15 protein-coding genes are annotated in these 21,811 nt (G+C 67.1%); 12 read left to right on the top strand and 3 right to left on the bottom strand.

The window, feature by feature from the left end; genetic code table 11:
• The first annotated feature begins 65 nt into the window (after positions 1-65).
• From ABWO17_RS04845 to ABWO17_RS04820, 6 genes are all read left to right on the top strand, one after another.
• Positions 66-1,199: a FapA family protein gene (locus ABWO17_RS04845; protein ID WP_353116445.1), complete on the top strand. Its 1,134-nt coding sequence runs from the start codon at positions 66-68 to the stop codon at positions 1,197-1,199.
• 164 nt (positions 1,200-1,363) lie between these two features.
• Positions 1,364-3,286: a CgeB family protein gene (locus ABWO17_RS04840; protein WP_353116444.1), complete on the top strand. Its 1,923-nt coding sequence runs from the start codon at positions 1,364-1,366 to the stop codon at positions 3,284-3,286.
• Positions 3,287-3,310: 24 nt separating this feature from the next.
• Complete coding sequence (locus ABWO17_RS04835; RefSeq protein WP_353116443.1) at positions 3,311-4,867, top strand: glycosyltransferase family 9 protein; 1,557 nt, start codon at positions 3,311-3,313, stop codon at positions 4,865-4,867.
• Positions 4,868-5,194: 327 nt separating this feature from the next.
• Positions 5,195-7,141, top strand: a complete 1,947-nt coding sequence (locus ABWO17_RS04830) for a flagellar hook-length control protein FliK (protein WP_353116442.1) — start codon at positions 5,195-5,197, stop codon at positions 7,139-7,141.
• Positions 7,142-7,150: 9 nt separating this feature from the next.
• The gene (locus ABWO17_RS04825; protein ID WP_353116441.1) at positions 7,151-7,942 is read left to right on the top strand and encodes a flagellar hook assembly protein FlgD; all 792 of its coding nucleotides are present in this window, start codon (positions 7,151-7,153) and stop codon (positions 7,940-7,942) included.
• A 66-nt stretch (positions 7,943-8,008) separates the two neighbouring features.
• The gene (locus ABWO17_RS04820; protein WP_353116440.1) at positions 8,009-9,646 is read left to right on the top strand and encodes a flagellar hook protein FlgE; all 1,638 of its coding nucleotides are present in this window, start codon (positions 8,009-8,011) and stop codon (positions 9,644-9,646) included.
• A 473-nt stretch (positions 9,647-10,119) separates the two neighbouring features.
• Here ABWO17_RS04820 and ABWO17_RS04815 read toward each other — a convergent pair whose 3' ends face one another.
• The gene (locus tag ABWO17_RS04815; RefSeq protein ID WP_353116439.1) at positions 10,120-10,515 is read right to left on the bottom strand and encodes a flagellar protein FlaG; all 396 of its coding nucleotides are present in this window, start codon (positions 10,513-10,515) and stop codon (positions 10,120-10,122) included.
• 312 nt (positions 10,516-10,827) lie between these two features.
• Here ABWO17_RS04815 and ABWO17_RS04810 point away from each other — a divergent pair, with 312 nt between their 5' ends.
• The gene (locus tag ABWO17_RS04810; RefSeq protein ID WP_353116438.1) at positions 10,828-11,727 is read left to right on the top strand and encodes a flagellin N-terminal helical domain-containing protein; all 900 of its coding nucleotides are present in this window, start codon (positions 10,828-10,830) and stop codon (positions 11,725-11,727) included.
• A gap of 100 nt (positions 11,728-11,827) precedes the next feature.
• On the opposite strand, the gene rnc is transcribed toward ABWO17_RS04810, so the two are convergent.
• Positions 11,828-12,520: a ribonuclease III gene (gene rnc / locus ABWO17_RS04805; RefSeq protein ID WP_353116437.1), complete on the bottom strand. Its 693-nt coding sequence runs from the start codon at positions 12,518-12,520 to the stop codon at positions 11,828-11,830.
• 490 nt (positions 12,521-13,010) lie between these two features.
• Here rnc and ABWO17_RS04800 point away from each other — a divergent pair, with 490 nt between their 5' ends.
• The 5 genes from ABWO17_RS04800 (at position 13,011) to ABWO17_RS04780 (ending at position 19,338) form a co-directional block, all read left to right on the top strand.
• Positions 13,011-14,075, top strand: a complete 1,065-nt coding sequence (locus ABWO17_RS04800) for a phosphotransacetylase family protein (protein WP_309541773.1) — start codon at positions 13,011-13,013, stop codon at positions 14,073-14,075.
• Positions 14,076-14,204: 129 nt separating this feature from the next.
• Positions 14,205-15,407 carry an MFS transporter gene (locus tag ABWO17_RS04795; protein ID WP_353116436.1) on the top strand — a complete coding sequence of 401 codons (1,203 nt, stop codon included), beginning with the start codon at positions 14,205-14,207 and terminating at the stop codon, positions 15,405-15,407.
• Positions 15,408-15,491: 84 nt separating this feature from the next.
• Positions 15,492-15,860 carry a hypothetical protein gene (locus ABWO17_RS04790; RefSeq protein ID WP_353116435.1) on the top strand — a complete coding sequence of 123 codons (369 nt, stop codon included), beginning with the start codon at positions 15,492-15,494 and terminating at the stop codon, positions 15,858-15,860.
• 327 nt (positions 15,861-16,187) lie between these two features.
• Positions 16,188-18,857: a TIGR03960 family B12-binding radical SAM protein gene (locus ABWO17_RS04785; RefSeq protein WP_353116434.1), complete on the top strand. Its 2,670-nt coding sequence runs from the start codon at positions 16,188-16,190 to the stop codon at positions 18,855-18,857.
• Between the two features lie 208 nt (positions 18,858-19,065).
• Positions 19,066-19,338, top strand: coding sequence for a hypothetical protein (locus tag ABWO17_RS04780; RefSeq protein WP_353116433.1), 273 nt, complete (start codon positions 19,066-19,068; stop codon positions 19,336-19,338).
• A 309-nt stretch (positions 19,339-19,647) separates the two neighbouring features.
• Here ABWO17_RS04780 and ABWO17_RS04775 read toward each other — a convergent pair whose 3' ends face one another.
• A complete protein-coding gene (locus ABWO17_RS04775; protein WP_353116432.1) occupies positions 19,648-21,522 on the bottom strand; it encodes an STAS domain-containing protein in 1,875 nt (624 codons plus the stop codon).
• Between the last annotated feature and the right edge of the window lie 289 nt (positions 21,523-21,811).

Raw genomic sequence — 21,811 nt, 5'->3', positions numbered from 1 at the left:
GCCCGCAGTCCGGATACGCGGCACGCCACGCGGCGCCGCAGGCACAGCCCCACGGAGAGCGCCACATGCCATACTACCTGCGCCACCATTTCGAGCCCGACTTCGACTACATGCACCTGAAACCTAAAGCGGACGATGCCGGCAACATCGACCGCTACAACCTCGGCTACGTCCAGAACGTGGTGAAGGGACAGGTGCTGGCGGAACTGGTGCCGCTGGAAGAAGCGGGCGAAGGCCCGCTGGACCCGCGTTACGTTTACGATGCCGCGCCAAGGGAACTGCCCTGCGGCCCCAACTGCGAAGTGGACCCCGGCTCGCCGAATCGGGTGGTGGCCGACGCCAACGGGTACGTCTTCTACCACGACGGGCTGATCACGGTGAAGAAGATGCTCAACGTGCGCCGCGACGTGGACTTCCACACCGGCAACATCTTCTTCGTGGGCGACATGGCCATCCATGCCGACGTGAAGCCCGGCTTCGAAATCCAGGCGGACAACATCCTGGTCAAGGGCGTGGTGGAAGGCGCGGTGGTGCGTGCACGGGGGGCCATAGCCTGCGAAAGCGGCATCAAGGGCGGCAAGGGCTGCCTGCTCGACGCGGGCGACACCCTGCGCGTGCCCTTTGCCGAAAACGCGGAACTGCGCTCGCACGGCAACATGTACATAGAGCGGTTCGCCCTGCACTGCCGCATCTACGCCGGGGCGAACCTTGTCGTGAAGGACCGCGTGCAGGGCGGCACGGTGCACGGCGCGGGCGTGGTGTACATCGAAAACCAGTTGGGCGGTGCCCAGGGTTCGCCCACCAAGGTGAACCTGGGGTACGACCCGTTCAAGTTCCGCAAGATCACCCGGCTCGAGGAAAACATCCGCGACCTGCGCCAGCGCATCATCCACTACGAGGCCGTGGCCGCCGACACCCCGGCGGGCAAGGAAGAGCCGGTGCGCCGCCTGGAGGCCGCGCTGAAGAAGATGGACCGCCTGCTGCGCCAGCGTGCCGCGCTGTGGCAGGACCTGAAGCGCGGCGGCCCCATCGCCGAGCGCTGCCGCTTGGTGGTGCCGGGGCGCATCATGCCCGGCGTGGAAATTTCCATCGAGGAATCGTGGATGGAGGTACGCGAGGAATTGCGCGACGTGCGCATTGTGCTGCGTGACGGCGAACTGGCCGTGGAATCGCCCGCCCTGCCGCCCGCCAAGCGCTGACGAACGCGACCTGACGCGACCGGGCGCGACCGGGCGCACAGGGCTCCGTCTGGGGCGAGCTGCCCTGCCATATGCCGACGAACGCTGCCTGACCGCAGGGAACGCCGCGCCTCCCCAACCCCACGGTAAAACGGGCAACCCCACGCAAGGGCAGTACACCGACCATGCCGCCAGCAGATAATTCCCACCGCGAGACCACACCCCGCCCCAGGCTGGCGGCCCGCGCGCTGCCGTCGCCCCGCCCGACCGGCACGGCGGCAGGGCAGGCGCCCGTCACCGACGTGGAAGTAACCGTGGATGGCCGCAGCATGGCCATGCTGGGCCCCGGTGGCCCGGCACGCGAACTGGCCCTGTTGGCCCCCTACGAAAGGCTGCGCGCGGAAAGGCCTTCCGGAGCCGCCCCGCCCGACATCACCGGCCCGTCGGATACGTCCGAAATATCCGGCACGGCAGGCCCATCCGCGTCGCCCGCCCCTTCCGCTCCGCCAGTCCTGCCCGTCCTCCTGGGCGCGGGCACCGGCGCGGCCCTGGCCCGCCTGCTGGAACTGCATCCCGGTCCCGTGGCCGTGGTGGACCGGTCCACGGAAATCCTTGCGGCCACCCGCCTGCGCGAACGCCATGCCGACGATGCTTGCGGTGGACGCATCCTGTGGGTGACCGACGACGATACGGACGTGGCCCTGCGCACCCTTACCCGCTGGCAGTACGAGCACGGCGGGCTGCAACTGCTGCCCCTGCCGCACCCCTTCTACCTGCGCCTGGACCGTGCCCATTACGCCCGCCTGCGCGACGTGCTGTCCGCCAGCGCCCGCTTCAACTTCTGGGAACGGGCCGCCTACCCCAAATTCGCGGACCCGGCCGCCCTGCCGCGCATGCTGCTGATCACCAGCCAGTATTTCCTGATGGGCGAAATCGTCACCGCCTGCCAGCGCTTGGGCGTGCCGTACCACCTGCTCACCCTGGACGACGACGAGGTGGGCCGGGGCGAATTCGTGGAAAAGCTGTTGCGCGCCGTGGTGGAATTCCGGCCCGACTTCGCCTTCACCATCAACCATCTGGGCGTGGACCGCGAAGGCGTGCTGACCGAGCTGCTGGAAAAGCTGCGCCTGCCGCTGGCCTCGTGGTTCGTGGACAACCCGCACCTGATCCTCTACCTGTACCGGCGCATCGTCAGCCCCTGGACGGCCATCTTCACCTGGGACGCGGACAACCTGCCCTCGCTGCGCGACCTTGGCTTCGAACACGTGGCCTACCTGCCCCTGGGCACCGACCCGGTACGCTTCGCCCCGCCCGCGTCACCGCTGCCCGCACGCCATCCGTGGCGGGCGCGGGTGTCCTTCGTGGGCAATTCCATGGTCTACAAGGTGGCCCACCGCATGAAGGCGGGCAAGCTGCCCGCCGCGCTGCTGCGCTCGTACCGCGAGGTGGCGGCGGGCTTCGGCGCGCACGGCGAACGATCCGTGGGGGCCTACCTGCGGGCGCACCAGCCGCAACTGGCCGCCGTATATGACGGACTGGGAGGGCCGGAGGAAAAGGACGGGCAGAACGGCGCCGAGCGGCGCCTGTCCTACGAAACCATGCTCACCTGGGAGGCCACCCGCCAGTATCGTGCCGCCTGCGTGGCGCGCACCCTGCCCTTTGCCCCGCTCATCGTGGGCGACACGGGGTGGCGCAAGGTGTTCCGCACCGCGCCCGCTGGCTGGCGGCTGCACCCGGAAATCAACTATTACAGCGAGCTACCCGCGTTCTACCCCCTGTCGGAAATCAACTTCAACTGCACCAGCAAGCAGATGAAGGGCGCCGTCAACCAGCGGGTGTTCGACGTGCCCGCCACCGGATCGTTCGTGCTCACCGACTGGCGCGACCAGATAGAGAACCTGTTCGATCCGGGGCGCGAGGTGGTGTGCTACACGGAACCGGAACAGGCTGACGAGCTGCTGCGCCATTACCTGGACCACCCGGAAGAACGCGCCCGCGTGGTGGCTGCCGCGCGCAGGCGCATCCTGGCAGAGCACACCTACGAGCACCGGCTGCGCACGCTGCTGGACCACATGCGCCGCATCTTCGGTCCGGCCCGTGCCAGATAGCAGTCACACGCCCATGCCAACACCATGACCACCGCCCCCACGCCCCCGACGCCCGCAGCGCCCCCCCGCGCACCTGCGGACAACGCGCCTGATGCGCCCATTCTGGTGCTGCAAATGCAGCGCATGGGCGATCTGGTGCTGACCTTTCCGCTGCTGGCGTGGCTGCGGGCGGAACACCCGCGCCGTCCGCTGTGGGTGGTGGGCGAGGAGAAGTTCTTCAAGGGACTCATGCCCATCGGCCCGGAGGCGGTATTCTTTCCGTACGGCGCGGCGGAACGGCTGCGCCGGAACCGCTACCACCTGGTGGTCAACCTCAGCCACCGGCCAGAGGCCGCCGCGCTGGCCGGGCAACTGCATGCCGACGCGCATTTCGGCCCCTGCCTGGCGAATACCGGGACGGTGAAAGGGACCGACCGGACCACCTACGTGCACGGGCACTGGCAACTGTACCGGACCTCGCTGGTGCACAACAACCGGCACAACCTGTTCCACTGGGCCGACCTGAATGCCCTGGACTGCGTGCCCGCCAGCCGGATACGCGGCACCGACTGGCCCCCGCCGCAGCATCAGGGACGCGACCCGCAGCGGGTGGGGTTGTTCCTGGGGGCCAGCGAGCCGGAAAAACGTCCCGGTGCCCAGTTCTGGGCCGTGCTGGCCCGCGATCTTCTGCGACGCGGGCTGAAGCCGGTACTGCTGGGCGGTCCGGCGGAAGCGGCACTGGGGGCCGACGTGGCCCGCCGCGCCAGCACCCCGGCGCTGAACCTGTGCGGGCGCTTCTCCCTGCCGGAACTGGTGTCCCTCACGCGCTCGCTGCGCCTGCTGGTCACGCCGGACACAGGCCCCATGCACGTGGCCGCCTGGACCCAGACCCCCACCCTGAACCTGTCCATGGGACCGGTGAACGCCTGGGAAACCGCCCCCTTCCCCCCGGGGCACCACGTGCTGCGCGCCACCATCAGCTGCGTGGGCTGCTGGCGGTGCACCCAGCCTTCCGTGCTGTGCCGCGACAGGTTCGACCCCGTACGGGTGGCATCGCTGGTGCACGCGCTGCTGCGCGAACAGGACGACGCCCCGTCCCTGCCCACCAGTGGCGCGAATGCCGCTGGCACCACCCCGCGCCTTGCCCGCATGCGCCTGCCAGGGCTGGAATTGTTGCGTACGGGGCGTGACGCACTGGGGCTGTTCGACCTCGTTCCGCTGGCCACCCCGATCAACGGACGGCAGGGCGAACCCCGCCGCCTGTTCGGGCAGTTCTGGAAGGCATTCTGGGCATGGCGGCTTGGCCTGCACGGCGAGGCCGCCGCCCGTCAGGCCTGGGCCGACCTTGCCGCCGCCTCGCCCCGGCTGGCCGAAACCCTGCGCCGCGCCCTGTCCGAGCTTGGGCGCGACCTGGCCCGTACCCTGCGCGGCCTGCGGTCTGGCCAGGCCATGCTGCCGCCCGACTTCTGGCACCTGCATCCGCCCATGCTGCGTCCCCTTACGGGCTATCTGCACATGGCCATGCAGAACGCCGACGCCACCCCCACCGCCTGGGCAGAGGCCCTGGCCCTGGTGGAGGCCCTGGCCGCCCTTACGGCCTGATCCGCTCCCCGTCCCATCCCCCGTCCCGTCCATTCCCGTCCCGGCACCGTCCGCATCTATCCGGCCCTGCCCGGCTGTCCGGCTCTATCCACTCCGCCCGGGCTGTACGGCGCGTGCCTGCCGCCGATCGGCCCCACCCGCTGCACGCCCCCCCCCCGCCGACCATCAAGAATGGTCAAGAATTGCAAACACGCTCCGTCCAGCCACCGCTCAGACACGGCAGGCCTTGCCGGGCACGCCGCCCCTGCATGCCGTAACCTCCTGAAATAATGTTGCGTACAGTTTTGGAACGTTCCTTGTAATCCAATGGCTGCAAGGAGCCCCGGCATGCATATTTTTCCCTTTCTTCCCGAGACCGAAAAAGCGCCGTCCGACGTGACGCGGCGCCCCAAGGTCACTGCCAGCACCCTCGACTTCGCTTCCGTGCTCGCGGACAAGGCGAGCTCGCGCTCCATCTCCGGCGCGGGCACCACCGCCCTCCGCAACGCCGCCAATGCGGCCACGGACGCCAAGGGCAAGGTGCGCAGGGGCGAAGACGGGAGCGTGCTCACCGCGCCGGGGCAGATCAGCCTTTCCTACCAGGACGTCATCGCGTTGCGGAACCAGTTGGAAAAGAGCGGCGTGTCGCCCGACCGGCTGGAACGCCTCACCCAGATGGCCTCCACCTCCGGCAACTACTCGCTGGGGCAGGTCATTTCGGCCCTGCGCAAGGATGGCCCCTACGCCAACCTGGACGCCAACAGCACCGCCACCACCGCCCTGAACGGCAACCAGCGCCTGGACGCCAAGCAGTTCCTGCAAAAGATCGGCATGCTGCCCGAAGAAGCGGACAGCATGCTGGCCCAGATGGACGCGGGCAACACCGATGCGGTGTGGAAGACCATCAGCACCAAGCTGAGCAGCAAGACCGACGGCGATGCCATCGACGTCAACGTGGAAGAACTGGAGGCCATGGCCAAGGGCCTTCGCCTCTCGCCCGAAGTGCTGGCCGCCATGAAGACGCTGTTCGGCGGGCAGACCGAAATTTCCACCACCGCCGCCGGGCTGAAGTCCGTTCTGGTTCCCGCCGGACAGGAGATGGCCGCGCGCGAACAGGCCGACCGCAACCTGGCCTCGGCCCTCGGTTCCGCGCTTGATCCGGTGTTGCAGGCGGCCAAGAAATCCGCCGAGCGCATCGAGCAGGCCGACCGACGTGGGGACCGTACCGCCCAGCGCAGCGAGGTGCTGATCCGCGAAGCCGCCACCGGCAAGGGTAACGGCAGCGGTGTGGCCCCCGCGCTGGACGCTGAACGCCACGACGGCGGATCGGCCAACGCGGGCAAGACCCGCCAGTCCGGCCTGATGCGCACCGGGGGCAGCACGCAGGAACATGCCGGGCCGTTGTCCGATCCGCGCCAGGCATCCCAGATCGGGCAGTCGGGCGACGCCATGCAGCAGAACGTGTCCCTGCACAACGGCAACAACGGCAACGGGGGCACCAGCAGCCAGCAGGCGCAGGTGACGCAGGGCAATGCCCAGGCGCAGGCGTTCGGGCTGGATAAGCAATCGGGTCAGTCTTCACAGTCGGGCGACGGCAAGGGCTCCGCCTGGCAGCAGGACCAGCACGGTCGGTCCGCTTCCGGCGGCAGCAGCGATCCCTGGGCCGAACTGCTGCGCAAGATCGACGTCAGTCCTACCCTCAGCGGCGCGGCCCAGAGCATGGCCGACGCTTCTGCCAGCGCGGCCAATGCCGCCAATGCGGCGGGGGCTGCCCAACGGCAGGGCCAGGCCCTGACCCCCTATCTTTCCGAACAGGCGGCGGCCCAACTCGAGCGGGGCATCCTCACCTCCATGCAGGACGGCACCCGCCAGTTGACCATGCAACTCGACCCCGGCGAACTGGGCAACGTGACCGTGACCCTTTCCGTGCGCAACGGCGAAGTCAACGCCACCATCCGCCCCGACCGCACCGAGACCGCGCAGGCCCTCAACGACCAGTTGCACGTGCTGCGCACCGCGCTGGAACAGCAGGGGCTGAAGGTGGACCGGCTGGAAGTGCAAACCCAGTTGCAGGACAACTCGTTTTCGCAGGCCTGGCAGGATACGGCCCAGCACAACGCCAGCCAGGAGCAGCAGGCCCGCAACGCGGAGCGCGAGCGCTATCGACGCCTGCGCCGCCTGCGTGACGGCGGGACCGACGACACCGCCATGCAGGCCGTTGACACCGCAGCAGCGGCAGCCTCCACCGGACGCTCGGCAACTCTTACCGCCTCCGGGCTCGACATCATCGCATAGGAGGCCACCATGGCAGCCAGCCCCGTCATCGGCCAGGCCGAACAGGATTTCAACAACTACCTTGGCGCCAAGACCAAGAACGACGAACTGGACAAGCAGGCGTTCCTGAACCTGCTGGTGGCCCAGCTGAGCCATCAGGATCCGCTGAACCCCATGGACGACAAGGAATTCGTCGCCCAGCTGGCGCAGTTCACCAGCCTTGAACAGCTCACCAACATCTCCACCGGCATCACCGACCTGAACGCAAGCGCCAAGCAGCAGCAGATGTCCGCCGCCGTGGGCTACATCGGCAAGGAAGTGACCGCCAGCGGCTACGAGATCAGCAAGACCTCGTTGAAGGACAGCACGGGCGCGACGGTGAATTCCGTCAGTACGGTGTACTTCACGGTGCAGGAACAGGTGAACAGCGGCTACATCAACATCTACGACAGCGAAATGAACCTGGTACGCACGGAACTGATGGGCGCGAAGCAGCCCGGCACCTACCAGTACAAGTGGGACGGCAAGGACTACCAGGACACCATCGTGCCCGACGGGGTCTACGCCGTGGCCATGTACGGCGAAGGCGAGGACGGCAAGTCCGTCTACATCACCACCCAGGTTTCCGGCCAGGTGTCGGGCGTGGTCAAGGTGGACGACGAACCCTATCTCAGCCTGGCGGACGGCCGCCACATCGCCTTCAGCAACGTCTCCGAGATCGTGGCGCCCAATACCAGCACCGGCGGCGATGACACGGACGACGACGATTCCGGAGACGACTCCGGAGACGATTCCGACAGCGGCACGGACAGCGACAGCTAACCCCCTGCGGAACGAGAGCACGCACACTACACCCCCACGGGGGTGCATGGACACAGGAGGTCGATCATGAGTGTCACGGCAAGTATGTGGACCGGCGTTTCGGGACTGCTGGCCCACGGCGAGAAGATGAACGTTCTCGGCAACAACATCGCCAACGTCAATACCGTGGGCTTCAAGGGCTCGCGCATGGACTTCCAGGACTTCATCAACCAGGACGTCTACAGCGCGGCCGGGGTGAGCCAGGTTGGCCGGGGCGTGTCCATTGGCGCCATCTTCGGCGACTTCAGCCAGGGTGCCTTTGAAACCACCAACGAGGCCACGGACCTTGCCATCGGCGGCAAGGGCTTCTTCCAGGTGCGGCCCAAGGGGCAGGAAACCTCGTACTACACCCGTGCGGGCAACTTCCGCTTCGACAACGACGGCTACCTGGTCGATCCGCACGGCTACGTGCTGCAAGGCTGGGAAATCGAAAAGGCCCGCCCCTCGCTGTCCACCTCCACCGCGCAGGTGACCACCACCACCTCGCAGATCAAGGGCGCGGGTTCGCCCAAGGACATCAAGCTCGACGGCTTCACGGCCGAGCCGCAGCACACGTCCACCATCACCTCGGCCCACAACCTCGACGCGCGCGACGGCGGCGACAAGTCGGTCAACGCCACCGACCCGTTCTTCTCGGTGTTCAACAACTGGGATGGCTCGGCAGACACGCCGTTGTCGGACAGCCGCTTTGCCTACCAGACCACCATCAAGGTCTACGACGAAGGCGGCACCTCGCACGAACTGACCGTCTACTTCGACCAGGTGGCCACCGACACGGTTGCCAACGCCGCCAGCGGCAAGCGCTACTGGGAATACATGGTCACCATGAATCCCTCGGACGACCTGCGCTCGGTCAACGGCCTGGATTTCGCGGGCACCTCGGCGGCGGGCATCCTGATGACCGGCACGCTGACCTTCGATACCTCGGGCCAGCTCACGGACATGACCGCCTTCACCATCGCCAGCGGCGCCACGGGCAGCCTGAAGGATCTTAACAACTGGCAGCCCACCACGTTCTCGAGCAACGGGTACCCGCTGTTCGTGGCCAACTTCTCGGGTGTCGCCAACGCCAGCTACACCACCCCCACAGCATCCGATGAAGCCGAACCGTACCTGATGGAACTGAACTTCGGCCTCAAGAACCTCAGTAACACCTGGGCCAGCGCACCTGCCAGCGCCGCCGCCATCGGCAGCAACGCCAGCAACCTCGGCGGCCTGGGCGCCCAGGGCGAGCGTCAGTCCACGTCCATGACCAGCTACGGCGGCTCGTCGTCCATGATCTTCCAGAAGCAGGACGGCTACACCTTCGGCTTCCTGCAGAACATCACCGTGGACCAGGACGGCGTGGTGCATGGCCGGTACTCCAACGGGGTCATCCTGGACCTGTACCAGATCACCCTGTACGACTTCACCAGCCCCACCAACCTGCGGCGCGAAGGGGGCAACCTGTTCTCCGAAACGCGCGCCTCGGGCGATGCGCTGGCGGGTCCGGCCAACGCCAACGGGTACGGTTCCATCAACTCCAACTCGCTGGAACAGTCCAACGTGGACCTTGCCCGCGAGTTCGTGCAGATGATCACCACCCAGCGCGGCTTCCAGTCCAACAGCAAGGTCATCACCACGACGGACACCATGCTTGACACCGTCGTGAACATGAAGCGTTAGCGGCGGATCATGATCGACCGGCGGACGCGGGCCCGAACCCGCGTCCGCACCGTGTCGGCGGCGGCGCAACGCGGCGTGCGCAACGCGAAACACCCCGGACCGTTCCCAAGGGAAACGGTCCGGGGTGTTTCGCGTTGCGGACAAACCGGGGCAACCCGCCGCAACAGAACGGTGGCGATGCAGGCACCTGGCCCCCCCGCAGCAAGCAACATGCGCGCCCAAACAGGGCTGCCCACAACAAAATGCAGGTGGCACGGCGATCACGGCTCTGCCCAACCGCACCAGCCCGGCCTCAGTCGGTGGACCGGGCGCAGATGCGCCAGCGCTGCCGCGACCAACGGAGCCAGGGCAAGCGCCACCAGGCACTCCGTAATCCGTGCAAGGACCGTCCCGCCCCGGCCAAACGTGCCATGCCGACGACTGGCGCAGGACCGGCATGGCGCGGCGGAGGGGATGAACCCGCCGCCGTGCCCCTAGAATTGCCGGTTGAGCAGCCCGCCAAGGGTCATGCCCCCGTCCTTGCCGACGCGCAGCACCCCTTCGGGCGGTATGCGCATGAGCACCTTGTTGCTGTTCTTCTCGGAAACCTCGACCTGCACCACGCCCTGGTCGCTCACGATCTCGAACTTCAGCGCGGCACCCTTGGCTTCAAGGGAGCGCGAAAGGTCGTTCAGCGAGCTTTCGAGCTGTTGCATGTCCACGTTGTCCGCTTCCGCGGATCGTTCGTCCCCGGTCGGCTGCCATTCCGCGAGAGATGGAGAAGTAGCGGATGAGGATGCGGCGGCCATGCCGCGTGCCGGGGGGCGCTTGATATCCGATCCCGCGGAAGAACCTGCCGTCACCAACTGGATATCGTCCAGCAGCATCATGGTTCCTCCTCGAGGCGACATTGCCTCCCCCGGAAACATCGTCTCACCCCTCTTATCGGCAAAATACGCCGCCGGATTAGGGCGCGGCCCGGCATGCGCGCAAGGGATGCAAAAAATTCCCCCGTCCGGCTCCCGCCCCCCTCCCGCACTGCCCAGCACCCCGCAAGCCCTGGGAAAATTTTGGCATGGGCGTGTCGGCAACCGGGCACGAGGTGTCTAGAGTTTTGCTAACTCTTTACCTTTCTTTGCAAAAAATGCGTTGGCACCAACATTGCTTAATGTTGGCCAGACAACCCGAAGGAGGTTCACCACATGTCTTTGGTCATCAATCACAACATGATGGCGCTGAACGCCTCTCGTAACCTGAACGAGAGCTACGGTCGCCTGGCTACGTCAACCCGCCGCCTTTCCTCGGGTCTGCGCGTTGGCACTGCGGCCGACGACGCCGCAGGCCTCGCCATTCGCGAACTGATGCGGGCCGATATTTCCACCATGCGTCAGGGCATCCGCAACGCCAACGACGCCATCTCGATGATCCAGACCGCCGACGGCGCGTTGCAGATCATCGACGAAAAGCTCATCCGCATGAAGGAACTGGCCGAACAGGCGGCCACGGGTACCTACAACTCCGACCAGCGCCTGATGATCGAATCCGAATATCAGGCCATGGCTTCGGAAATCACCCGTATCGCCAACGCCACGGACTTCAACGGCATCCACCTGCTGGACGGCACCCTTTCGGGCACGCACAACGGGTCGGGGCTGCGGCAGACAGGCGAACTGAAGATCCACTTCGGTACCGGCAACGACTCGAACGAGGACTACTACTACATCAAGATCGGCGGGGCCACGGCGTCGCAACTGGGCATCGGCAACGCGTCCGCAGCGGGCGTGGCGGCCGGGGGCTACACCATCTCCACCCAGTCGGCTGCCCAGAACGCCCTGACCGCCCTTGACCAGGCGATCATCTCCAAGGACAAGATCCGCGCGGCGCTCGGCGCCCTGCAGAACCGCCTGGAGAACACCATCAGCAACCTCACCATCCAGGCGGAAAACCTGCAGTCCTCCGAGTCGCGCATTTCCGACGTGGACGTGGCCGAGGAAATGACCGAGTTCGTGCGCAACCAGATCCTCACCCAGTCCGCCGTGGCCATGCTTTCGCAGGCCAACTCGCTGCCGCAGATGGCCATGCAGCTCATCGGCGGCGGTTAGCAGACCCCGCCCCCGGCGTAACGCCGCGCATCAGTTGGCGAAGGTTGACCAAAGACAACAGGACCGGGAAGGAACGGCCTTCCCGGTCATTGTCTCCATCTCAGCCCTCGCTGCGTGACTCCAGTGCTTTCAGCGCCAGACCGGCCGCCATCTGTTCGGCCCTTTTGACGCTGGGGCCGATGGCCGTGCACACGGTATCGTCCGGCAGCGTCAGCCGCACCTCGAAGCGCTTTTCGTGTTCCGGCCCGCTGCTGCCCATCAGGGCATATACCGGCCGCTCCCGGAACAGGCTTTGCGTCAGCTCCTGCAAGCGGCTCTTGTAGTCCTTGCTGCGCTTGCCGTCGGCGTCGCTGGGCCAGCGCGCGGCCAGCACATGGCGCACCACGGCCCGCGCCCGTTCGTACCCCCCGTCCAGAAACACCGCCCCCAGCATGGCTTCCAGCGCGTCCGACAGCAACGAACTGCGTTCGCGCCCCCCCTGGCTTTCCTCGCCCCTGCCAAGCCGCAGGTACAATTCCAGTTGCAGGTCGCGCGCAAGCTCGGCCAACGCCGGTTTGCTGACAAGGCGGGCCCGCATGCGGGTCAGGTCGCCCTCTCGGGCGCCGGGAAAGCGGGCGAACAGTTCTTCCGACACGCACAGCTCAAGCACGGCATCGCCCAGGAATTCCAGGCGTTCGTTGTGCTCCACGTGCTCCTGCTGCTCGTTGGCCCACGAACTGTGGGTCATGGCCGTGGCCAGCAGGCCCGCGTCGTTGAAGGCATAATGAATGTCGCTTTGCAGCTTTTGAAACATGGGTCGGTGGTCGCTCCTTCTGGGTGCCGCCCGGCAGCTTTTGCCGCCATGGGCGCTCCGGTCATGGCCGGGAACGATACCGGCACTGCTCCCTTTGCGCAAGGCCGACCGCGCCGCGCATGCCGCTCGCACCCCTTTGTCAAATTTCCGGCACGGCATGGCCCGCCGCCTTTCCACCTGGCCAGCCCCCCCCGTTTGCCCGGCCAGCCCGCCCAATCCGCCCCAACCGCACCGCGCAAACCCGGGCTGAGCGAGCGAACAGCCACGAAATTGCAGTTGTCCCTTGATTTTCGGCTGTTATTCGGGGCAGAATCAGCAAAGCACACGGCATGTCGCACCGTCTCCCGACCCGCCCGGCGGGTCAGGCACGCCCCACATGCCGGACATGCCGGACACGCCGGACGCGCCGCGCCACCGATCAACGGATCAGTGCCCGGCGCCCGGATGGTCCGGCGGGGCATGCGTCCGGATTCAGCAACAGGAGGCTCCTATGGCGGCAGGCATCTACGTGGGTTCCACGGCCGGATATTCCGGCAAGAACATGGTGATCATGGGCCTTGGCCTGCGCCTGCAGAAGGATGGCTACAACGTGGGCTACATGAAGCCCGTGGGCGCCATGCCGCAGGAACGCGGCGGCGTGCTGGGCGACGAGGATGCCTTCTTCGTGCAGGACGTGCTGGGGCTGGAAGAGCCGTCGAACCTGGTCACCCCGGTGCTGGTCACCCAGGACTTCAAGGTGCGCGCCTTCAGCGGCCAGTGCGAGGACTACATGCCCGGCATCGTCGATGCCTACCGCCAGCTTGCCAGCCGCCACGACGTGATGGTGGTGGCCGGGTCCGGCAGCATGTATTCCGGCCGCTACTGCAACGTGGACGGCATCCGCGTGGTCAAGGAACTGGGGCTGAAGGCCATCATCATCGACCGCCTGCACAAGGAACTGAACTACGACTATCTGGTGGTGCTCAAGGATACCCTGGGCGACAACCTGGCCGGCGTGGTGCTGAACGACATCCCCGCCAACTTCATGAACGAGGTGGAGGGGCTGATCAAGCCGTTCCTGGAACGCAACGGCGTGCGCGTGGTGGGCGTCATCCCCAAGGACCCGCTGATGGGGGCCATCAAGGTGGGCGACCTGGCCGAACGGCTGGGCGGCAAGGTCATCTCGGCCCAGAACAAGTCCGACAAGGTGGTGGAAAACTTCCTCATCGGCACCATGCAGGTCGAAAACTTCATGACCCACTTCCGCAAGAACAAGAATTCCGCCGTCATCGTGGGGGGCGACCGGTCCGACGTGCAACTGGTGGCGCTGGAGGGCAACTGCCCGTGCCTGGTGCTGACCGGCAACCTGTACCCCAACGACATCATTCTCACCCGGTCGGAAGTGCTGAACATTCCCATCGTGGTGGTGCGCGACGACACGTACACCGTGGCCAAGAAGATGGAGGTCATCCTCTCGCGCCACAAGCTGCGCGACGTGATCAAGATCAGGCAGGGCGCGCAGCTCGTCAGCTCCTCCATCGACTTCGCCTACGTCAAGGAAGCGGCTGGCCTGTAAGGCCGACGACGACACGCGAAACACAAGGGGGGGCGCCTGCCCCCCCGTTTTTTTTGCGGCCAGCGCATACCGCGCGCCCTTGCCACCCGCAACCCGGCACCACCGTGTCGCCCCGCCATGCCCACGAACATGCCACCGAACACACCGCCGGAGATATCCGGCGACACCGCCCCCGCCTTCGCCGCCGCCTTGCCGTGGGTGGGGCTGGTGGGCCTGCTGTTCTTCGTCAACTACGGCTCGCGCGCCGTGCTGGCCCCGTTGCTGCTGCCCCTGGAGGCGGACCTGGGCCTGAACCATGCCCAGGCCACCCGCCTGCTGTTCCTGATGGCCTGCGGGTTCACCGTCAGCCTTGCGGCCAGCGGATTCCTGCTCAGCCGGATCGCGCCCCGGCGCATGGCGGCCTTTTCGTGCATGGCCACCGGCGCGGTGCTCATGGGCATGTCCTTCGTGCACGATCATGCCACGGCGCGGTACATGTTCGTGCTCATGGGACTGGCGGCGGGATTGTACTTTCCGGCGGGCATGGCCACCCTGGGCTCGCTGGCCCGCCAGCGCGACTGGGGCAAGGCCGTGTCCATCCACGAACTGGGCCCCAACCTCAGCTTCGTGGCCGTGCCGCTGCTGGCCGAGGCGGGCTTGCGCGTCACCGACTGGCGGGGCGTGCTGCTGGCCGTGGGCGTGGTGGGCATGCTGACGGGCATCGTTTTCGCGTGGATAGGGCGCGGCGGGCGCACCATGGCGGAGCCGCCCTCGGTGCGCGGACTCTCCGGGGTGCTGCGCTCGCCGCTGACGTGGCTGTTCGCGTGGCTGCTGGCCGTGGGCGTGGCCGGGGAATACGCCGTGTACAGCGTGCTGCCGCTGCACCTGGTGGACGAAATGGGCCTTGCGCCCGGTTCCGCCAACGGCCTGCTGGCGGCATCACGCGCGGTCACGCCGTTCGCCGCGCTGGCCGGGGGGTGGGTGGCCGACCGCATGGGAGCGCGGCGCACCATTGCCGCAAGCCTGGGCCTGACCGGCCTGTCCCTGCTGGCCATGGCGGTTCCATCATCTCTCGTCGTCACGGCGGGTATGACCGTGCAGGGTGCCATGACCGCGTTCATCTTTCCCGCCATCTTCAAGGAACTGGCCCGCTGCTGGCCTGCCGGGTACCAGCCCACGGTGCTGTGCATCGCCACGCCCGTCTCGTCGCTCATCGGCACGGGCGCGGCGCCCGCACTGTTGGGCATGGCGGGGCAGTCCTGGAGCTTCAGCGGTGGATTCGTCCTGCTGGGACTGCTGGCACTGGCCACCATCATCCCCTTGCGGCTGCTGCCGCCGGAAGCGGGACGCTGATGGAGCCACGGCGCGCCGTTGCTTGACAGCAACAGCCCCAGCCCCTACCTATGCCGGGAACCAATCACCAAGGAGACACCCCCGATGGCCTACGATATCAGACTGGTGAAACTCGTGAATGGCGAACTGGTGCTCGGCAAGTTCGACGAAGCCTCCAACTCGCTCAAGGACGTGGCCGCGTTGCAGACCGTGCCCACCCAGCAGGGTGTGCAGATGATGCTGCTGCCGTACGGCTATCCCTTCGAGCAGGGCTTCGACGGCACCATCAGCCGCGTGCACGTCATCTACGAGTACAAGACCTGCCCCGAGGAACTGAAGACCAAGTACCTCGAAGCCACGTCCAACCTCACCCTGGCCACCGGCGGCCTTGGCGGCGGGCTCGGCAACCTGAACCTCACCAAGGGTCCGGCGGGCGGCAAGATCACCGGCATTTCCGACCTGCTGAAGAAGTAGGCCCGGCACACGGCCTGCGCGACCACGCGGAAAGCCCCACCGGGGCACCGCGCGCGCATCCGGCCTTCGTGTGGCATGTTCCGGCCTGTTTGCGGCATATTCCGGGGGGTGGCGCTGCCGCCCCCCTTTTCATGTCGACTCCGGGCAACGGCGGCCAACGTACGGAATCGGCCCGTGCCTCCAAGCTGCCGGAATGCCCTGCATCCGCGTCTGTCCGTCTTCGGACCGGTCTGCCCCTGTCTGCCCCTGTCTGCCTTTCCGCCTTCACGACTGGCGGTGCCCCCGCACTGCCCTCACCCATCGCACCTTTCATCCCCATCAGGAACCATGCGCGAACTTCTGCCCCTGCTGCCCAAGCCCAGCCGCTACATCGGCATCGAGGAAGGTACCGTCCACAAGACGCCCGACGCCGCAACCCTGCGCGTGGCGCTGGCCTTTCCCGACATGTACGAGGTGGGCATGTCCTACCTTGGGCAGAAGATCCTGTACGCCATCCTGAACGAACGGCCCGACGTGTGGGCCGAGCGGGTGTTCACCCCCTGCCGCGACGCGGGCGCGGTGCTGCGCCAGCGCGGCGTGCCGCTGGCCACGCTGGAGTCGGATACCCCGTTGGCGGCCACGCACCTCGTGGGGTTCAGCATCACGCATGAGCTGTGCTATTCCAACGTGCTGTACATGCTGGACCTGGCGGGCATTCCCCTGCGCGCGGCGGAACGGGCCAAGGCCGATTCGCTGGCCGCGTGGCCGGTGATCATGGCTGGCGGCGGCTGCACCCTGGCGGCGGAACCGCTGGCCCCGTTCATGGACCTGATGGTGCTGGGCGAAGGCGAAGAGGTGATGGCGGAACTGGTGGACCTGCTGTCTGCCGCCCGCGCCGCCGGGCATTCCCGGTCCCGCTTTCTGGACGACGCCCGGCGCATTCCCGGCGTGTACGTGCCGGAGTTCTTCGAAGGCTCCGTGCCGCCGGATACGGCGCGCAACGTGCCCGGCACCCCGCCCCGCCCCTTGCTGGTCCCCCAATCGCCCCCCCCATCGCCAGGCGATGCGGGCTACACCCGCGTGGCCCGGCGCGTGGTGGCCGACATGGACACCGCCCGCTACCCGGCCAGCCAGACCGTGCCCTTCGGCGCGGTGCACAACCGGCTGGCGCTGGAGATAGGCCGTGGCTGCACGCGCGGCTGCCGCTTCTGCCAGGCGGGCATCATCTATCGCCCGGCGCGCGAACGCTCCACCAAAAACCTTCATGCACTGCTTGATGAATGTCTGGGCCAGACCGGCTACGACGACGTGTCCTTTCTGTCCCTGAGCACGGGCGATTTTTCCGCGCTCAAGCAGTTGTTCCTGTCCACCGTGGACCGCTGCGCGCAGGAGCAGGTGGCGGTTTCGCTGCCGTCCTTGCGGGTGGGGTCCATCGACGACGAAATCATGCGCCGCATGGCGGGCATTCGCCGCACCGGGGCCACCCTTGCGCCGGAAGCGGGCAGCCAGCGCCTGCGCGACGTGATCAACAAGGGCGTCACCGAGGAAGGCCTGCTGCTGCACGTGCAGAAGCTGTTCGAGCACGGCTGGCAGCAGGTGAAGCTGTATTTCATGATCGGCCTGCCCACCGAAACGCGCGAAGACGTGGACGCCATCGTGGACCTGTGCCGCAAGGTGCGCGACGCCGCCGGGCCGGGCATCCGCCGCTTGCAGGTGACGGCGGCCATATCACCCTTCGTGCCCAAGCCGCACACCCCGTTCCAGTGGGAACGTCAACTGTCGCTTGAAGAAATCCGCGACCGCATCGGCTACCTGCGCGCGCGCTTCAAGGGCGAGAAATGCCTGAAGATGCGCTGGCACGAGGCCTCCATGAGCGCGCTGGAGGGCATCTTTTCGCGCGGGGACAGGCGCCTGGCCGACGTGGTGGAAAGCGCCTACCGCAAGGGCGCCGTCTTCAGCAGTTGGGTCGAAGGATTCGATCTTGCCCCGTGGCTGGACGCCATGGCCGAACACGGCCTTGCCTCCTCGGACTACACCCGCGAGCGCGGCGAGGACGAGCCGCTGCCCTGGGACCATCTGGATTCCGGTGCCAGCCGCGAATTCCTGCTGCGCGAACGCCACCGAGCGCTGGACATGAAGCTGACGGGCGACTGCCGCTACGGCGCCTGCCACCTGTGCGGGGTGTGCGACACAAAATCGTCCCCATCCCGCCTGGACAAGCTGCCCGGCGTTGCCGCGTACGCCAACCGCACCAACCTGCCCCAGCGCGACCAGCAGGCCCACCAGCCCACCCTGGACGAGCACGGCCGGGTGCGCATGCCGGAAAAGACGGACAAACCGCCGCAGATTTCCGACGACCTGGCGCTGAAGGCGGGCCATTACCGCATCTGGTACACCAAGGAAGACATGGCGGTGTTCCTCAGCCAGCTTGAACTGCAATCGCTGTTCGAGCGCGCCCTGCGCCGGGCCGGACTGCCGCCCGCGTTCTCGCGCGGATTCCACCCCCTGCCGCTGCTCTCGTTCGGGCGCGCCCTGCCCGTGGGCGTGGCCAGCCGGGCGGAATGGCTGGCCGTGTACCTGCGCGAATACCGCACCGCCGACGAGGTGCGCCGCGCACTGGATGGCCGCCTGCCGCGCGGCATGCGGGTGACCTTTGTGGAGGAACTGCCCGTGGGCCGCAACACCGCGCCGCAGCCCGCCGGAGAAACCTTCGAACTGCGCTACGGCGTGGATGCAACGCGCCGGGACGCGTTCATGCTGGTCTGGCGCGACTTTGCCGCCGCGTCCACGCAGGAATGGACGCGCGAAACCAAGAAGGGCGAACGCACCACCGACATCCGCCCCCTGTTCCGTTCCATCGAGGTGCGCGACGACGGCAGCGTACTGCTGGACATGGACTGGACCGCGCTGTACCTGTCGCCCCTTTCGCTGGCCCGCGCCGTGACCCCGCAGGCCGAAATCCACGAGGTGCACCTGCTCAAGCTGTCCCAGCGCTTCGACGGAGTGGCCCGCGCATAACACGCCACAATACCGGAATATTCACGGGGCCGCCTCCATCAGGAGGTGGCCCCGTTGTCGTTCTAAAAAACCGCATGCACACCCGTTCAATCGAAAAAAGCGATTATCTGCTCCATCTTCGCTACCGGCCCCAGAAGAGAGCGCCATTGCAATTCCCGGATTAGGCACTATCGTTTCCTTAGGCGGTCAAATCCGCCGGGAGGATCCCATGAACATCACCGCCACCATTCTCGCGGACAAGATTCGCGAGATACATCCCGCCCTGGACAGGCACGGCATTTCCCTGCGCATCACCTTTGACGACGCCAAGGATGCCTGGATCGTCCGCATGCGCAAGAACGGCAACGAACTGTGGACCCACATCAACGCCACGGATGCGGCCAGGTGTCTGGACGGCATTGAGTGCGTGCATCTGGGCGTGCAGGTCGGCCAGTTCATCAACGACTACTGCGACGGCCCCGTGGCTGCCTGCGCGGCCTGACGGCCCGGCCAGCCGCCACGATCAAGGCAAGCCGTCCTGAAAAACGCTGGTTTCCCCCAGCGGCTCCCCCGGATATCCGCACGCTCTCCGTTTCGCCCCCGCCTGCCCTCCCCCTTGGCCTCCTCCTGATCTCCTTCTGGCCTCCTCCTGCCTCGCCCCAAAACGTCCGCCCAAAAAGCCACGCACAACGCAGCGACGCCACGCCCCCGCCCGCCACGCCACGCCACGCCACGAGAAAACGGCGCGTCCCCCAAGGACGCGCCGTTTCGGATAATACCTCGCGCAACGGATGCAGATGGCGCCGACAGGCTACAGGCACCCGACAAGCAGCAACTTTTCCAGCCCCACGCGGCGGATGCCCGGAACGTCCAGCCCGGTGCGGCGCGCCGCCTCGGCCACGGCTTCGGAAACCGGACCGGTGGCCGCCAGGTCCACCCCGCGCGAGCGCGCGGTGACGGCAGCCGATTGCAGCAGCTGCACCAGGGTCAGGTCCGCCGCCGTAACGCCGGACATGTCGATGCGCACCGCCGCAAAGCTCTCCAGCACATCCAGCAGTGCCTCGCGCAGGTCGGCCCCGCGTTCGATGGTCACCTCGCCGGACAGCACCAGCACCCCCTTTGCGCCGCCCAGGGGGGATGCGTCGCCATCGGCGGCGCGCACGGTGAACCCGGCCACGGTGCGGCTGGGGGTTCCGGCGGAAAGATCCAGGGCCACGCCGCTATCCGGCCGCTCCGCCAGCACGGCGTCCAGATACGAAAGATCCGGCGCGTCGCCGCTGTCGGCGAACAGGTCGGCGTCGGGGTCGGCGAACAGGTCGGCATCGGCGTCATCCATCGCAGGATCATGGCCCGCCACGGCAGCTGCCCCGTCCTCCCCATCCGATCCATCCAATCCATCCGGCAAATGCAGCGAATCAGGCGCGACAGCCATCTCGGGCCCATCGGGCACATCGGGCAGATCGGGGGCATCCGGTTCGGCGTCGTCCCCCACCATGCCGCCGATCAGAGAGGCCAGGGCACGCCGAGAGGCATCGCCCTCCCCGTCATCCCCATCGTCATCAAGCGACAGGGCATCCATGCCAGCGGCCAGTTCCGCTTCCAGTTCGGCCAGTCGACGTTCCTCGGCATCGGGGTCCACCACCAAGCCGGAAAACCTGCTTTCGTCGTCGGTACCGTTGCTCATGGTATCCTCCCGCATTTTCAGCATGGCCGTGTCGTACTGGCGCACCAGATCGTCGATGCTGTCGGCATCGGGCGCCTCGCGCGCGGCCATCACCGCCATGGAGGCGGTACGCGCAGGTGCGCGCAGCCAACCCGACTCGCCGTAGCGCACCCTTTCCACGTCGATGGGGTGCACCCTGGCCGATTCCACCTGAAATACCGTGTTCACAAGGTCCGGCTCCAGGATCGACGCGTACAGCACGTGCAGTCCGCAACCGGGCATTCCCGGCTCCGCACCGTCCGCACCCGGCACAAAGCGCGCGTCGAGCACAAGCCCGCTCTTGCGCAGGAAGGCCAGCAGCCCCAGCGGGCTCAGGTCCTTGCGCAGCAGGTCGTCGGAGCCGCCAAACTCCACCACGTACAGATACAGCCCGTCGCGCCGGGCGCGCAACACGTCAATGCCGTGCAGGTCGAACAGGCAATGCCCGTCGGGATCGCAAACCGGCAGTTGTTCCCGCGCGGGAACCCGCAGCGACTCGGGCAGCGCCTCGTCCAGCAGGGCCCCCAGCCGCAGCCGCGACCGCCCGGCGGGCGAATCCTCCCGGTCCAGCGCGTTGGGGTCGCCGGTAACACATACCGCCGGATACTGCCCGGCAGCGTCGGAGAGTGCATCCTTGGCGAGGGCAATGGGGCCAGTGGCCCCTTCTTCCGTCTCCACCACGCCGGAAAGCCCGGCCAGCGCCCGCATGCACCCTTCCAGCGCGGAAACGGCCTGCGCCGAAAGCGGCAGCGAACCGTCACGCGCCAGTTCAAAGGCCGCTTCCAGCATGCGGGCCATGCGGCAGGCTCCCTCCAACCCCAGCAGCCCGGCCGCGCCGCGCAGCCCGTGCACCAGACGCGACAGACGGCCCAGCAGTTCCGGGTCGGCCCGTTCGCCCGCCACTTCCAGTTCCAGCAGGTGCACGTCGGCCTCGGCCAGCACGTCGCCCACGTCATTGCGGTATTGTTTGAGAAGTCGTTGCATTGCCTTGTAGTCTGTACGCCGGGCGGCGCACCGGAAACATGATTATGCGGGCCGCCTGGCCGGGTTCCGCAGGGCAGCGGCGCGCGTCCGCACCGCTGCACGCGCCCTTTTGCGCGGCTTTCCACTGCGTCAGTAGCAACAAAGCGCCGTTTTGTCTTCCGCCGCCACCTTGCCTTGCGCCGGGAAACGATTACATGTACCTGTCGGCCCCGCCGTACGGAGCCTGCATGCACGGCCCCCTTCGGGCCGTCGGCAGGCCGACGCACCAGACCCCGTGGGCGCACCCTTG

It is taken from the genome of Nitratidesulfovibrio sp. (assembly GCF_040373385.1).
In the GTDB taxonomy this organism is placed as follows: domain Bacteria; phylum Desulfobacterota; class Desulfovibrionia; order Desulfovibrionales; family Desulfovibrionaceae; genus Cupidesulfovibrio.
Note: the sequence above shows the minus strand (reverse complement) of the source record. Positions and strands in the feature narration are given on the sequence as shown.